Genomic DNA, 14612 nt, shown 5'->3' on the forward strand with positions numbered 1-14612 from the left:
CACGTTTTGTGGATCTCGCCGGTGTGCGCATCGGTGATGGTCGGACCTGCGCCGAAATCAACCTGCGCGGCTTCTGCAGGTTTGAACTCCAGCCGCATCGGTACGTCCGGCGTGAGCTCCGCCTTCAATTGCTGAAGCAGCCTGTAGACGGATGAGTAACTTCCCGCGTAGCCGTGGTTGCGCACCAGCGCGCTGTGAATCGTCGTGCCGGGGACGCCTGCGTCATGCCACTGGGCAATCTGTTCGCGCCACGGCTCGGCCGACGAGATACAGCTCGTGGGCAGGAACTCCTTGCGGCTGAACGCTGTAGCAAGCTGCGCGTCATCCGGCAGAGCGTTGTCCGGAGAAAGCCACCCGCGCTCGGTCGCGATCTCCCGCACGGCCGCGAGCTTCTTACGGCCCATGATCTTCGACCGGTCGATATCCCGGTCGGAGTCACCCTGGCGCATTCGCACCAGAACCTGTCGATATTGGTACATCTCGAACTTCCTCTTCAAGCCACCCTCCGGAGCAAATGCGTGCCAGGAGAGTAGCGGTTGGCGAAGTTCGAGCGCCCGACTCAGACGCCAGTGGCGCGTTTACGGCGAAAATCTACCGGCGCCTATATGCCGAAAGACTTGTGGCGCCTAAACGCCGAAAAGTCCCTGGCGCCTTTACGCCGAAAACGGTTTGGTTCCTTAACGGCGAAAGTTCACAATTAATGCCAGAGACGATCTAAGCGCCATAAAAGCGCAACACCCGATCTTGTACAACACTGTTTTGTACAGAACTGTTTGCACAATGTAATATTTATATTTGCCAATATTCTTAAAGGTAAATCCTACAAAATGATAGGGTTATTCTCTCAGGCCGTCAAATCTTGATGCAAGATTGAGGTTCTCCGGATGCAATGTTGCTTTGCAATTTGAGGACAGCGAAGCCGGAACGCGGCACAACTATGCTTGCATTCAAACGGGCTTGCGCCATCGATTAGTCAAGCTCGATGCGGGCAGTTCTTCCTAACGGAGCTTAGTAGTCCTCTCGTCTTGAGGACTCTTGACGGTATCGTAGAGAACCCACTGGGGACGGTCAGATGAAGCAAGAGGTAAGCAGAAAAGCAGCAGCAGCCAAGGCTAGTAAGAATGGATCGGATCAGTTCAGATTCTTCTGTAAAACGTGTGGCAAGAAACGCATGCACTACGTCAGCGATACCAAATGTGTGCTCTGTACAAAGCAGCGAGACAAGAGAAGGACGAAGGAACGCCGCCAACACCCTGAGCTACGGAAGAAACACAGCGATGCTACGCGGAAATGGAACCGAGCCAACCCGGGGTCCAGCAGGGAGTCAACCGCGGCTCAAGACTGGCGAGAGGCAACGGGAGCGAAGCAGATGCACGCTTGGTATGAAAGAGAGCGGAAGGCCATGCAAGCGGTCTATGCCGGTCTGTTTGGCAGGGGAAAATACAAGCAGAATGGTGACCACTTGATAGCGAAGGTCGCCAAGAATGGGAACGATGAGCACGTAGCAAGTGGACTTCACACCTTCGCAAATCTTGGCCCCCTACCGGCAACGGTGAACCGAGGAAAAGGCAGCTACTTCAATCCCGATCATGAGCGAAGCCACAAGCCCGCTAATCGACACCCCGGTGGAGCTTGGGACCGTGAGCCAACCCCTTATGAAGTGGCGTACATGGAGCTTATGGAGAAGGAATACGGGGAGACCATCGAACAGAGCCTGAGGAACCTCGGAGGCTACCTGGACCGTCAAGCACGGGCCTATGAGAAACACGCCAGAGAGACGCATGATGTCGAAATCTTGGTCGATCCTTCTTGGTTTTAATGTCGTGTTGTACCTAAGTGGAAAGCTCTGAAAGCCCCTAGATACGAGGCTTTCGAAGGAGAAACTGACGAGAAGACCGTACAAGCTTTTATGACCATGCTGCAGAAGCTATCCGAGAAATAGACCGACGAAAGACAACGGTTTATGGCTTACTGTACGTTCCCCGCCCCCTTGCGACCTGAGCTCACTGTCAATCCTAGACCAGTTATAACACCTTTATTGATGACCATTTTCACCGGATACATTTTCCTATTAGCTCTAGTCTATCCTCGGTATATCCTTCGATGGCCTTCACCTTCTAGACACCCCTAACGGGGCTATCGTATTCCGCATCCAGCAATGGCCTCGCTTAAGAGATATCCACCTATAGGTCAATCTATTTTGTATATCCGGTAACAGTTTTCCTTATAGCAGCCCTCTTAACGAGTCCATGAAAACCATGATACCTAGGGTCTCCAAATACGTGGAATCCACGGGAAAAGTGGGGCGAACGACTTCAGGCAACCCACGACCCTTCACCAAAGTAACGTCACACCATGTCAAGCAACACGTTCAAGATTGCCCAATCGGTCTGTAGTGAAGCGACTAAGGCCACTGAAAGGCTTGTCGAAGCTGAAGCGTTGAACGGCGTCAACCTAGTGGCGAGAGTCTCAATCGTTCCTGCCAGCAACTTCCCTGACTGGCCGACCAAGCTTGCCGAAGCGCTATGTGAAAACCCGGAACTGGCTGCGCAGTCTAATGAAAGATTGGTCTCTGCGGTCGAGGCGCGTAGTGGCAGGACCGGCTTCAACCCAAAGCTTATTTCGAAGGATCTGACAAAGGCTCAACTTGCTTTCGTGTCTGGCATTCTTCGTCAGCACGGTTATTCCCCGGCGACACTCAAGAAAGGAACCGATATCAAGCGGATTGTCAAAGAGCAAATCCGAGGCGACACGCCTGCCGCGAACCAACCTACAGTCTTCTTCCCCGATGGAGTCTCAATTGACGGGAAGATTTACAAGTACCGTCAGCGCAACACTATTCCCACGGGTCTCCCATGGTATGACCTCTGCATCCGGATCGCAGGTAGCGAGGTTCCCCTTCAGATCGTGCTAAAGCTACGTGCTGTCAGCATTGGCGAGTTCCAATTGAAAGACAAGGCCGCGCAGGATTTCGCAAGTTCAGAGCAGACGGTGCGGAGGCAGGAGCTCGACAGGGAGCCGCAGGTTGCCCGCAGCTTGTCGGAACTTGCCAAAGCCGTTAGAGAGAATCAGCGAAAGGCAGTAGTACCGGGTGAGTACACCGGAAGTCAACTTGGGCAGCTAATTCGTTCGTGGTTCTACAACGTCACCGTAACGAAAGCTGGATACGTCTGCCTCGGAGACTTGTTGAAATCCATGGAGGACAATCCTGAGATCGTGGAAGCTTTGGAGGCGTTCATCAGCCAGCCTTATGGCGATGCCGCCAACGATAGAGAAGTGGAAGCAGCCTGACTGCCTTACAAAGACCGGGATGATCGTCGGTCGACAGGCCCATCTACGACAGTCCTCAAGGCGATCAACCACGCTACGCGGGTTTTACGTGCGTAACGCAAGTACCTCTAGACGAATTTCATTAGAAATCTTCGCAACCTGAAGTGAGAGATTACTATATTCTTGCGTAATCTGTTCTTGGCTCTTAGTCGACAAAAAAAATAACGTCTCTGCCGCTTTTTCGATAAGCACGGGCAACCGCGATTCAGCGGAAAGCTTGTTGCTATTTAGCCACCGTTCAATGGCCCCGCTAGATAGCCCATACAGCTCCTCATTCCATCGAGTACCGTTCACTATCTCTAATATTTCACGTTGAGCCGCAATGCGATTATTAAATTCAGTCATTTAAATACTCACATTAAAGGATTTCATCCAGTCACGAATATTATCAAGGGATTTCCGTGCGTCTTCAAGTTCGCACTCGTTTAATCTTTGACCATAACCGCGTGTGGACAAGATCCTCGCTTTCGCAAAAATCTCAAATTGTTCCCTTTCTAAGGGTGCAGCTGGACTGACCAGCATTGGCGAGTTTCGCGAAAAAATGGGTTTTCCAAGTAGGAACGAATAACATGTCGAAAAATTACGTATTGCTAGAAACATACAAGACAGGTGAAACGTCTGGCTGTTACGCGAGTAGACGAACGCATTGGCCGATTCATCGAACAAACGCTTAAATTTCGCACAATCCTGAAGCGCTTTTTGATATTCCGACGGCTCCCCGAGCTGTTTAAGAAAGTCGATGCCGTCGGATGAGAAAATCAAAGCGGACTCGTAATGCAAATGCCATGCAAAAGGGTTGCCTTCACGCCAGAGGGCTTCAAGACGATCGTAGGTATAGATCGAAAATTTCTGTGGGTCGATCACGGGTTGCCGTTCATCAGTGCAGGCAAGCAAATCAATGTCAGATCCACGGTCCATTTCCCCCCGACAGATCGATCCGAATGCGTAGAAATGCTTTCTCATCTTCGGCCGAATCTCTTAACTAACATTGCTGTCAACAATGCAATCGTTACAAAGCGACTTGCAACGATGCAGTCCAAGAATAGCGGCGAAAAGTTTCGTGGCGGGATTATGCCGAGAAACTCTCCAGGTGCGTTACATAATGCGGTGAGTATATCGTCTACATGCAGCAAGCTGCCATTACGAGCGGTATCGTAGACAGCGACGAGGACCAGAACGAGCATGATAGTGCGCAACAGGTTCCAAACGCTTTCACCGTTTCCCCAAATGAAATCGAGAATCCAAAAATCGGCCCATTTTACGAGCTGCGGGAACCGTTTCCAGCCGCCAAACTTTTTCTGATAATAACTTTCCTTTGAGGACCACGACTTGAGCAGGTATGTCGAGGTTGCCTGCAGCTCAAGCGATATCGCTTGATTGACTGCTTTGGCGTCGCCGACTTGCTGGTAATTCATCCTCAAAGATCGCGCAAATCGCATCCGGAGATTTTCTGCGCGAGGCGCTTCACTACGAAGGATGTCGTGGTCAATGTGGCAACGCTCAAACGTTGCATAGTCAAACTTGCAGCCGATGAACGCCGTTTGATGAAAGTTCGATCCGATAAATCGGCATCCAGTGAAGTCGCACGTGTCAAATACACAGGTGTTCAAGTAACATCCATCAAAGACGCAATGCTCGAATGAAACTCTTTTGAAAGCTATTTCCTTGGCATTTAATCTTACAAATACCTTATACCTGAAGCGCTTCGCTTCCTTTTCGACATTAGCCGCGAAGTAATGGTCGGTGATCACCTCCCGGTTACCTTTCTGCAAAACGTCTTTGGGCGCAGGAAGTTGCGGCACATGCGAGGGTAAGTGCTTGAGATCGCTTGACCCGCTTTCGGGAGTTGAACTCGGAATTTCCATTTTTTGGTTAGCGCCGCTGAACGTACCGATTCATCTATGATGAGCAAGCCATAAAGCAAGGCGTATCTGCGCTGCAGCTTGCAAGCCGTCAAGTCTATCATTCCAACGACGCTTCACGGGGACGGCCTGAAACAGCGCGGGCTGGTGGCTCGGGATTACTCAGAACATGGGCCCGAGGCAGCGCCCGGTGACCGCGCAAAACCGCGAAATTATGTGACAGTTATGCAAACGGCTTGCGGTCCTGCAACAAGCGGCGGTTTTATTTCCTCGGCAAGAAATCATGCGCCAGACGAAAAAACAGCACATTCGGCGGCGGGAGTTGTTAAGCCGATACGGACGCGTCACAAATTGGCATGCAAGCCTGCGGGAACATGCGGACAGGCCCCGGGGGCGGTCTCCGGTGCGAGAGAGCAGCGCAACCGTGCTGATCGAAGGGGAGTTCACAGAACCAGTCGGCGAGGTCACCCGATTCCTGATTCAGGTCTCGCCAACTGAGAAGCAGGAGCTGGGGAATGTCGAAGTACCCAACGTAGGCGTCTTCATATCGGTCAAACCCGAGTTTCAGGGGGTCATTGACATGACGGAGGACCGGTTCCATGAGTTGCTAACTCTAGCTGCATCGAGCCGCTTGGCTTGGTGCCATTTCGCATTCACGACCCCGCATCGGCGGTCCTCCTTCATCATCAGTATCGACTTCACCACGCAGCCGCCCGACGACGAGACCTAACGAGGCGCAACCTCGTCAAATCCGCCACCGGACGGCGAAAGGCGCAGTGACCGTGCAGAGTGTTCTTCTTGATTAGCCGAGCTTCATCGCCAATTCGCCAGCGTCGATTGACACATACCGTTGCAGCATGTTGGCCGTTGTGTGGCCTGATATGGCTCGAAGTTCCAGAACCGAGAGGCCCTGTTTTGCCAGCCTTGTAAGTGAATCGTGTCTCAGGTCGTGGAACGTGAAGTCGCTGATCCCGGCCCGGGCAACCGCTCGTTCATAAGCTTGCTTCAACGCTTCGATCGAAAGAGGAAAGACCGTTCCGTGAACGCTGCGCGGTAGCGATTCCAGCATCTTGACGCACGAAGGCGACAGAGGAATTCGTCTCGGTTGACCGGTTTTCGTCACATGCAACATCGCGGTTCGGTGCGACAAGTCCACATCTTTCCATCGCAGTGCGAGGATTTCTCCGCGTCGAGCAGCGGTTTCCAAGGCAAAGACCACGACCGGCTTGATCCATGGATTCCGGCATTGACTGCAGGCGGAAACAAGCGCGGTCCTTTCTGATGTGGTCAGCACACGGTCACGGGGTTTTCCGGCAGGTGGCTTTCTGATTAGGCTGACAGGGTTCTTGGAAATTGGGATGCCCCACTCGCGGATTGCCATCGTGAAAACGTGCCCAAGGAGTTGGAGTTCCCGCAATGCCGTTCCAGAGGAGACCTCTCTTAGGCGGGCATCTCGCCACGATGCGATCATTTGCGGGGTAATTGTCGCAATGGCGTGCTTTGCTAGGCCGTGTTTCTTGAGCGTTTCAATTCTGTAGATTTCGGCGCGGCTCCCTCGCTTGCTATTACTGACTTCCTTCGCATATCGGTCGAGGAGTTCTCCGAGGGTCGTCTGGCGCTCTCGAACAGTGGTATCGATCCACTCCCCGGCGTCGATGAGGCGTTCCTGCAGTCGTGCCCACTTTTCTGCGTCTTTCTTGAGCGTGAAAGTTTTTGATTGGGTCGGGTAGCCGGTGCGTTTCACGATCGCCTGCCAGCGGTCGTTGCGTTGACGAATGGTTGCCATCACTTCTCCAAGGGTGACAGCGGGGTGACAAACCAATGTGACAAACGGGGGCAACTTGCGCTAACCCCTTGATTCCATGCTTCGTTGGGGGGGTAGCTCAGCTGGGAGAGCGTCGCGTTCGCAATGCGAAGGTCGGGAGTTCGATCCTCCTCCTCTCCACCACGAATCCAAAGGGCTCGGCTTGAACGCCAAGCCCTTTTCCATTTGTTCCCCCACCCGCCTCCTTCCCCATTCGCGCTAGACTCAATCTCACATCGACTGTGCGAGGGCGACATGCACTTCAACATCCGCGGAATCGATCACGTCGTGATCCGCTGCGCCGATCTCGACAACATGGTGAATTTCTATCGCACCGTGCTGGGCTGTCCAGTGGAGAAAGAACAGCGCGATCTGGGCCTCGTGCAAATGCGCGCGGGCCGTTCGCTGATCGATCTACTGGCCGTCGGTGCGAAGATCGATCGGCCCGAGAGCGGCCAGCCCGGCAAAGGCCGCAACATGGATCATCTTTGCGTGCGCGTCGAGCCGTTCGATGCGGATGCGTTACGCGCGCATCTTGAAAAGCACGGCGCGCGCATCGGGGAAAACGCACGGCGCTATGGTGCCGAAGGTTTCGGCCCGTCTCTCTATCTGTTCGATCCCGAAGGCAACATGGTGGAGCTCAAAGGTCCGCCGGAAGCCTGAACGTCGACCTTCAGGCCGACCCCGCCTTGAGCACGTTCCAACGAATCGCAACCGGATCGACGGTCTCGCTGCTCAGCGTCACGTCCCCGTCCTGCACCATCAATTGCAAACGCATCGTCCGTTCGGCCAGCCTGCCGAGCGCTTCGGCGACGCCATCGGCGAGGGACCACACGGTCACGTTCTGTAGCCGCTCGACCTTACCCTTCACGCCGTTCCACCAGATGTCAGCGGTCTTGCCGGCATAAGCGATGACGATCACGCGCTCCGAGCGCCCGCTCGCTTTCGAAATGCGCCGTTCGTCGGGCTGGCCGACCTCGATCCAGGCTTGAATCTGGCCGGTGAGATCTTTCTGCCAGAGATCGGGTTCGTCGGTATCCGAGAGGCCTTTGCAGAATTCGAGTCGCTCGTCGGCGAACAGCCCGAAGGCGGCGACGCGAACCATCATTCGCTCGTCGGTCTCCGATGGATGGCGTGCAATAGTCAGGGAATGATCGCCGTAGTAGTGGCGGTCCATGTCGGCAACTTGAAGGTCGGCCTTGTAAATCGTGGATTTGAGAGCCATTCAGCATGAGGCGCCGGTTTTTTGGCCGGCGAAAAAGGAATATCGGAACGCTCCGTTCGATGGGCGCGCGAAACCGATATTGTGCGGCGAATCGATGGAAATGTGGAAGGCAGCCGGAGACGCGCGCTCGAGAGCGCGGCGCAGAGCGATGCGCACGAATGCAGCGTCGAATTACGTCCAACGATTATTCGCGGGAAAATCGAAGCGCCGACGCGATTAGAAATCGCGCCGGACTGCAGGCACGGGAAACGCGAAAAACGCTTATTGATCGATGAACCGATCCGCGGTCCACATTCCTTGCGTGTCGCTATTGGCGGCGTTGACGAATTCGACGTCATGGCCCACCACGCGAATCACGCGAAAATGCGAATCGACCGGAGTCGAAATACATTCGAATCCCTCGAAAAATTGCTGCATTTTCTGATGCTCGCCGGCTCTCGCATGCTGGTCGGCCGAATCGAACTTGTCTTTGGACAAGCAGCCATACGAATTGGGACGGAACGTGAAGGTCTGCTGAGCCTGTATGACGCTGTCTTGAGCCTGCACTGCGGAAACGACTGCGAACAAACCCATCATCGCAAAAAGAGCACCGGCGCGTTTCTGCATGTATAGCCTCCTAACGAAGCCGTTTCGCAATTAGCTATGTATTTAAAAGCGGATAACCGCAAGACTCATGCTAGATGAGTCAGCCTAACTTGCAAGCATATGTTGTGTGCGGCTGCAACAAGTCAGAATGTCGCAGGTCTATACGGCGACGCGAGCAAATCGCGGATTAAAAAAAAATCGTCGAATTTACGCTTTCAGGAGAATGAAAGCCCACATTTGGAGTCGCGAAAGTGTCGCAATTTGCTTCCGCGCGTTTTTTGGTGCGGCGCATTAAACACGGGTGAGGTGTGCCCGACAGTTCACGATCGGCGTGGCGGGCGACGTCAAGCTGGCCGAACGGCCTCTTGCAAGCGATCCGCGTTCATGGATAAATCGACGCATCGAACTCAGGAGAACAAGGATGACCCTCGCCCAATGGCTGCCGTTCGCGATCGCGTCGGCGATTCTCGTCGCGATTCCCGGCCCGACCGTGCTGCTCGTCGTGTCCTACGCGCTCGGCCACGGCCGCAAGTACGCCTTTGCGACGACCCTCGGCGTCGCGCTCGGCGACCTTACCGCGATGACCGCGTCGATGCTCGGGCTCGGCGTGCTGCTGGCGGCATCGGCTGAATTGTTCATGGTGGTGAAGTGGATCGGCGCGGCGTATCTCGTCTACCTCGGCATCAAGTTGTGGAACGCGCCCGTCGTCGATGCGGACGCCGTCCAGCCCACCGGCGACCTGCGCACGAGCCGCATCATGGCGCACGCCTACGCTGTCACCACGCTGAATCCGAAGAGCATCATCTTTTTTGTCGCGTTCGTACCGCAATTCGTCGATCCGCATACGGCGAGTGTGTCCCAGATCGCGATTCTCGAAGCGACCTTCGTCGGCCTCGCGGCGGCCAACGCATTCGCGTACGCGCTGCTCGCGTCGGGAGCACGCAAGGCGATTCGCAAGGCTTCCGTGCAGCGCGCCGTGAACCGCACGGGCGGCGCGCTGCTGATGGGCGCGGGCGTTTTCGCGGCGGCGTGGAAGAAGGCAACGTGAGTCAGCCCGACGATTGGACCGCGAATGCGCGGCGCGTGTACTACGGCCTGCTCGACGACTGGAACAGGCAGGACGCGGTCGCGATGGCCGCGCGGTTTACCGAGCGCGGCAGCATGGTCGGCTTCGACGGCAGCGCTATTGATGGGCGTGCGAGCATCGAGGCGCATCTTCAGCCGATCTTCGCCCGGCATCCCACACCGCGCTTCGTCGCGAAAGTGCGCGAGGTGAGGCGCATGGCAAACGGTCAAACGCTGCTGTTGCGCGCCGTCGCCGGGATGTGGCCGCGCGGTGCCACGGAACTCGAACCGAGCCTGAGTGCGATTCAGACGATGGTGCTGTCGCTCACCGACGGTGTTTATCTGATCGAAATGTTCCAGAACACGCCGGCGGCGTTTCACGGACGGCCGGAGGAAGCCGAGAAACTTAACGCGGAACTTCGCGCACTCGGCAAACCCGCGGGCGCGTGAATTGCCTGTTGAAGAGAGAAGTCGGTTTGGGCCCCCGCTGGCTTTGGCGCATGTCGCTTCACGGTCCGCGCGGTCGTTCAGTTAGGCTCAGAAGCTTATTTCTTCATCAACGTATGCCGCGGAAGACTGATCGTGAATATGCATCCGACGCCCGGAATATCGCGCACGCTCAGAACACCGTCATTCAGCTCGACGCTCCGGCGTGCAATGGACAGTCCCAGCCCAAGCCCCGATTTATCCGCTCCGAACTGCGTAAACGGCAGAAACATCTGCTCTGCTTTGCCCGGCGGGAGACCGCCGCCATGATCCTTCACTTCGATAAGAATCTTGTCGGCGATGGCATATGCGTTCAGGGTGACTTCGGAATGTGGTCGCGTAAATTTGATCGCGTTTTGTATGAGATTGCCGAGCGCCGAATAAAGCAGGTCGCGATTGCCGCTGACAGCGAGCCGGGCATCGACTGGCGTTAAGACAAAGCCGCATCCGCGTAGTTGTGCGGCCAGATTTGCCGCGTGCTTCGTTTCGTTTATGAAGTCCGAAAGTGAAAACAGCGTCCACTTCGCGGCATCGCCAGAGGGTTTGCGAGCGTCTTCGATCGAATGCTCAATGAGTTTCCCCAAGCCCGCCAGACTGCGCTCCAGAACGGCGCCCGTAGCACCGAACAAAGGCAAGTTCCCGGCCTTCGCGGCGGCGAATGCGAGAGTCGCCGTGTGCAGGAAGTTGCGAAGCTCGTGCGCGAACGATCCCATGCGTTCGCCTTCTTCCAGTGCGTGCTGAGTGGCCATGTTGAAATCGCGTTGATAACTGAATTCAGTCACAGCGTCGGCGATCGCGTTGTCCAGGCAGCGGTTCAGCGTGCGGAATTCGTCGATCGAAAACGGGGCATCGCGTTCATGTGCCAGGTCCGTGATGGCCTGACACAGGTCTCCGTAATCATGGACGACCTGGTCGACCGTGTACCCCAGCCGTAGCAACTCGTGTCCGTGCCGGGCTGCGGCCTCGCCAATCTCCGATCGGCCGGAGTTGCCTCCCGACGAGCCTGACACGATGACGCTGTCTGCGGGGCGGTCCGTTTGCTCGATTCTCAACGTTTCTATCAGCTGTTCGAGGAACAGCGGAACGCCGTTTTCGAGTTGCAGCACGGAAGCGCCGCGCGCTGGCCGTTGCGCGACTTTGATCCTGCATCGCGATATCAGTTCGTCGCGATTATTGGCCAGAAATGTGTGAAGCATGGCGCCTCCTGCACGGTGGATGCCGGTAGCCGAACTACGAGATCTGGTGCGGCCCTTCGGTTCCAGAACTCGCCGTTCTTCACCGCGGAAAGCCAGACCGGTGCGCCCGCACGAAAATCGTGAGCCTCGATGGAGCAGTCAGTCAAGGTATTCGAGGACGTCGATTGTGTGGCGCGGCGTCGAGGGAGTGCGCTGCTTCATAGTAAAGAAAAAGCGAGAGCCTGACGAATCTGCATCGGAATACCTGCAAGGTCCAGAGCAAAAAAGAAGCCCATAATCGGCTTGGAACGCGCCTGGTTTTTCATGGGAAGGTCATAAGGCCAATCCCCGAAGCCTTCGCGGCGCAGCTGGAACGCCAGGTTGCGTCTGGCTCGTGTCTATCTCCTTCGGTGGCGGGACTTGCGTTCTCCGCGACCGTCCGGTCGACGACGCCTTCCGTGCTAGTCTCCGCTGCCAAATGGGAGGTTTTATGAAGCGGACGATCGAGTACCGAGGTTTTGAGATTCATGTCGAGCTCACTCCTTCTGCGCAGGACCTGTTTGACGTGATCGTCCAGATCAAAGGCGCCGAGAACATCGAGGTACTCGGGGCACGGGCGGATCGCGTAAGACTGCGTAACGGCCCTTTTACGGAGCGATGGGCGTATCTCGTCGGAGAAGTTGCAGGACAGGCTGCAATCGACGTCTTGTTGGGCCCTGCGGACTGAACTCGCGTTAGCTGTTCTGGGTGCTCAGCGCGCCGCGACACCGGCGTCGAGAACAGACAAAGGCGCCGCGCGCGATACGGCCGCGTTCGACGGTCCGCAACGCATCGTCAGGCGGTCGCTGAATGTGAGGGATAGTTTCAGACATCGTCGCCGTGCACGACAGCAGGGCTACTTGCCAATGCAGAAGCGGCTGAAGATCACACCCAACAAGTCGTCGGACGTGAACTCCCCCGTGATCGAGTTGAGATTGTCCTGCGCGAGCCGCAACTCTTCCGCGAACAGATCGAGCACCTGCGAGTGCTGGTCGGCATGTCCGGCGGCAAATCCGAGGTGATCGCGCGCCTCGCGCAGTGCGATCAAGTGACGCTCGCGCGCCAGATACACGCTTTCCGCGCCCGCCTGCCAGCCTGCGATTTTCAACAGTTCATCGCGCAGCAGCGAGATGCCGTCGCCGGTTTTCGCCGACAGGTTGACCTCGCGCGCGTGACCTTCACCCTCATGTGCCGCGGACGGCGCGCCCGCGAGATCCGTCTTGTTCAGCACTCGCACGACGGGCACGCCCGCCGGAAAGCGCGCCGCGATGGCCTGGTCTTCCGGCGTCAAGCCTTCGCGCGCATCCAGCAGATGCAGTACGACATCGGCGCGCTCGATCTCTCCCCAAGTGCGCTCGATGCCGATCCGCTCCACTTCGTCCTGCGTCTCGCGCAGTCCAGCCGTATCGATGATATGAAGCGGTATGCCTTCGACCTGAATCGTCTGCGCGACCTTGTCGCGCGTCGTCCCGGCGATAGGCGTGACGATCGCGAGTTCCGCGCCCGCGAGCGCGTTCAACAGCGACGACTTGCCCACGTTCGGCTGACCCGCGAGTACAACCGACAAGCCTTCGCGCAGAAGCGCGCCCTGCCGCGCGTCGGCGAGCACGGTGTCGAGCCGCTGCCGGATGCGTGCGAGTTTGCCGCGCGCATCGGCTGCTTCGAGAAAGTCGATCTCTTCTTCGGGAAAATCCAGCGTCGCCTCGACGAGCATGCGCAGATTGATCACGTCTTCGACGAGCGCATGGATTTCGCGCGAGAACGCGCCTTCCAGCGAGCGGCCGGCCGAGCGCGCGGCGGCTTCCGTACTGGCTTCGATCAGATCGGCGACGGCTTCTGCCTGGGCGAGATCGAGCTTGTCGTTGAGAAACGCGCGTCGCGTGAATTCGCCGGGCTCGGCGAGCCGCAGGCCGAATTCGCGGCCGGCTTCGAGCGCCCGTTGCAGCACCAGTTGCAGCACGATCGGGCCGCCGTGGCCTTGCAGTTCCAGTACGTGCTCGCCCGTGTAGGAATGCGGCGCGGGGAAATAGAGCGCGATGCCGCGATCGAGGGCTTCGCCGTTGCCGTCGATGAACGGCACATAGCTCGCGTGACGCGCCGCCAGCCCCTGACCGCATAAAGCGTGCATCGCCTTTTGCGCGGCAGCCTCGCCCGCACGACCGAACGACAGACGCACCACGCCGATTCCGCCCCGCCCGGGCGCGGTGGCGATTGCGACGATCGGATCGGTGTCGTTGCTCAGCATGTCGGTCGTGTCGTCGGATGGTTTCGAAGTGCGGGCATTGTATCGCGGGGTACGGATGGAGCCTCTCGCGCCCTCGCGCAGCAACACCGGGAGTGTTAGCCCTTTTGAGATAAAAAGTTACACTGAGGCTGAAACGGAAACTTTCACGCCGTCTGACGGATGACGCATACGGAAGCTCACGTTGCGCCGGAAATTTGTTGCCACATAGCAGTCAACTCGCGTGCGTATTCAAGATAAAAGCACGCGGAGTCGCGCCAAATCTAGCCCGGATGGTTGACTGGTAAGCAGCGATTGCCTCGCACAATCCAGCCCATGCCTACACCACAAGAAAAGGCCGATTTTTCCGAGCGGCTCAAATTCTCGATGACCCGTGCACCCGAAAAGATGCGCGGCGCGACTGATCTCGCACTGCATTTCAATCTGCGCTATCAAGGCGAATCGGTTTCGCCACAGACGGCGCACAAGTGGCTCACCGGACGCTCGATTCCCACCGTCGACAAGCTGAAGACGCTCGCCGAATGGTTCAAGGTCGATCAGCACTGGCTGCATTACGGGCCGCCGCCGAGCGGCAATCCGCAAGCGACGCCGAAGCCGCTCGCGCGCGACGAGCGGTATCCCGCGTCCGAGGAGACGCTCGAATTGGCGACGAAGATCGAAGCGCTGTCGCCGCATCATCGATATTTGCTCGAAGAACTCATCGAGCAGTTTTATGGTTCGATGAAGGGGTAAATCCAGTCTCACAAAAGCAAAACGCCCGGCAAGCCGGGCGTTTCCACATCTGGAAGAGCAAAGCCGC

The 14612-nt window shown here is 56.7% G+C and carries 16 protein-coding genes, 1 tRNA gene and 1 pseudogene; 9 read left to right on the plus strand and 9 right to left on the minus strand.

The features are described 5' to 3' along the window. Positions 1-479: pseudogene (locus tag NCT32_RS00010) on the minus strand (IS21 family transposase); the annotation flags it as partial. 923 nt (positions 480-1402) lie between these two features. Here NCT32_RS00010 and NCT32_RS00015 point away from each other — a divergent pair. Both NCT32_RS00015 and NCT32_RS00020 read left to right on the plus strand, forming a co-directional pair. Continuing rightward, positions 1403-1819 carry a hypothetical protein gene (locus NCT32_RS00015; RefSeq protein ID WP_250476113.1) on the plus strand — a complete coding sequence of 139 codons (417 nt, stop codon included), beginning with the start codon at positions 1403-1405 and terminating at the stop codon, positions 1817-1819. 536 nt (positions 1820-2355) lie between these two features. Further along, the gene (locus NCT32_RS00020) at positions 2356-3291 is read left to right on the plus strand and encodes a hypothetical protein (RefSeq protein ID WP_250476114.1); all 936 of its coding nucleotides are present in this window, start codon (positions 2356-2358) and stop codon (positions 3289-3291) included. 84 nt (positions 3292-3375) lie between these two features. Here the strand turns inward: NCT32_RS00020 and NCT32_RS00025 are convergent, their stop codons facing one another. From NCT32_RS00025 to NCT32_RS00035, 3 genes are read right to left on the minus strand one after another with little or no spacing between them, the layout of a single operon-like run. Next, positions 3376-3675, minus strand: coding sequence for a hypothetical protein (locus tag NCT32_RS00025; protein WP_250476115.1), 300 nt, complete (start codon positions 3673-3675; stop codon positions 3376-3378). After that, complete coding sequence (locus tag NCT32_RS00030) at positions 3676-4293, minus strand: nucleotidyltransferase domain-containing protein (RefSeq protein ID WP_250476116.1); 618 nt, start codon at positions 4291-4293, stop codon at positions 3676-3678. Continuing rightward, complete coding sequence (locus NCT32_RS00035; RefSeq protein WP_250476117.1) at positions 4290-5195, minus strand: pentapeptide repeat-containing protein; 906 nt, start codon at positions 5193-5195, stop codon at positions 4290-4292. Before NCT32_RS00035 ends, NCT32_RS00030 begins: the two co-directional genes overlap by 4 nt. A 421-nt stretch (positions 5196-5616) precedes the next feature. On the opposite strand from NCT32_RS00035, the gene NCT32_RS00040 reads away from it, so the two are divergent. Next, positions 5617-5922 (plus strand): hypothetical protein, encoded by a 306-nt coding sequence (locus NCT32_RS00040; RefSeq protein WP_250476118.1) that lies wholly within the window; start codon positions 5617-5619, stop codon positions 5920-5922. Positions 5923-5994: 72 nt separating this feature from the next. Here the strand turns inward: NCT32_RS00040 and NCT32_RS00045 are convergent, their stop codons facing one another. After that, entirely contained in the window at positions 5995-6978 is a 984-nt protein-coding gene (locus tag NCT32_RS00045; RefSeq protein WP_250489828.1) for a site-specific integrase, read from the minus strand. Between the two features lie 86 nt (positions 6979-7064). Between NCT32_RS00045 and NCT32_RS00050 the strand changes: the two genes are divergently transcribed. After that, positions 7065-7140: transfer RNA gene (locus NCT32_RS00050), tRNA-Ala, on the plus strand. Positions 7141-7251: 111 nt separating this feature from the next. Beyond that, positions 7252-7659, plus strand: a complete 408-nt coding sequence (locus tag NCT32_RS00055; RefSeq protein WP_061116694.1) for a VOC family protein — start codon at positions 7252-7254, stop codon at positions 7657-7659. A gap of 10 nt (positions 7660-7669) precedes the next feature. Here the strand turns inward: NCT32_RS00055 and NCT32_RS00060 are convergent, their stop codons facing one another. Both NCT32_RS00060 and sap1 read right to left on the minus strand, forming a co-directional pair. Continuing rightward, entirely contained in the window at positions 7670-8221 is a 552-nt protein-coding gene (locus NCT32_RS00060) for a YaeQ family protein (RefSeq protein ID WP_061116695.1), read from the minus strand. Positions 8222-8482: 261 nt separating this feature from the next. Next, entirely contained in the window at positions 8483-8827 is a 345-nt protein-coding gene (sap1, locus tag NCT32_RS00065) for a surface attachment protein Sap1 (RefSeq protein WP_061116696.1), read from the minus strand. A gap of 400 nt (positions 8828-9227) precedes the next feature. Between sap1 and NCT32_RS00070 the strand changes: the two genes are divergently transcribed. Next, positions 9228-9854, plus strand: coding sequence for a LysE family translocator (locus NCT32_RS00070; protein WP_061116697.1), 627 nt, complete (start codon positions 9228-9230; stop codon positions 9852-9854). Further along, the gene (locus tag NCT32_RS00075; protein ID WP_061116923.1) at positions 9851-10321 is read left to right on the plus strand and encodes an SgcJ/EcaC family oxidoreductase; all 471 of its coding nucleotides are present in this window, start codon (positions 9851-9853) and stop codon (positions 10319-10321) included. Before NCT32_RS00070 ends, NCT32_RS00075 begins: the two co-directional genes overlap by 4 nt. 95 nt (positions 10322-10416) lie before the next feature. Here NCT32_RS00075 and NCT32_RS00080 read toward each other — a convergent pair whose 3' ends face one another. Further along, positions 10417-11553 carry a sensor histidine kinase KdpD gene (locus NCT32_RS00080; RefSeq protein ID WP_250476120.1) on the minus strand — a complete coding sequence of 379 codons (1137 nt, stop codon included), beginning with the start codon at positions 11551-11553 and terminating at the stop codon, positions 10417-10419. 469 nt (positions 11554-12022) lie between these two features. On the opposite strand from NCT32_RS00080, the gene NCT32_RS00085 reads away from it, so the two are divergent. Further along, positions 12023-12259 carry a hypothetical protein gene (locus NCT32_RS00085; RefSeq protein ID WP_061116924.1) on the plus strand — a complete coding sequence of 79 codons (237 nt, stop codon included), beginning with the start codon at positions 12023-12025 and terminating at the stop codon, positions 12257-12259. Between the two features lie 168 nt (positions 12260-12427). Here NCT32_RS00085 and mnmE read toward each other — a convergent pair whose 3' ends face one another. After that, the gene (gene mnmE, locus NCT32_RS00090; RefSeq protein ID WP_061116699.1) at positions 12428-13816 is read right to left on the minus strand and encodes a tRNA uridine-5-carboxymethylaminomethyl(34) synthesis GTPase MnmE; all 1389 of its coding nucleotides are present in this window, start codon (positions 13814-13816) and stop codon (positions 12428-12430) included. 312 nt (positions 13817-14128) lie between these two features. Between mnmE and NCT32_RS00095 the strand changes: the two genes are divergently transcribed. Beyond that, a complete protein-coding gene (locus NCT32_RS00095; protein ID WP_061116700.1) occupies positions 14129-14545 on the plus strand; it encodes a transcriptional regulator in 417 nt (138 codons plus the stop codon). Positions 14546-14612: the final 67 nt, after the last annotated feature.

Origin of the sequence: Caballeronia sp. INML2 (assembly GCF_023631365.1) — a bacterium.
GTDB classification, from domain to species: domain Bacteria; phylum Pseudomonadota; class Gammaproteobacteria; order Burkholderiales; family Burkholderiaceae; genus Caballeronia; species Caballeronia turbans.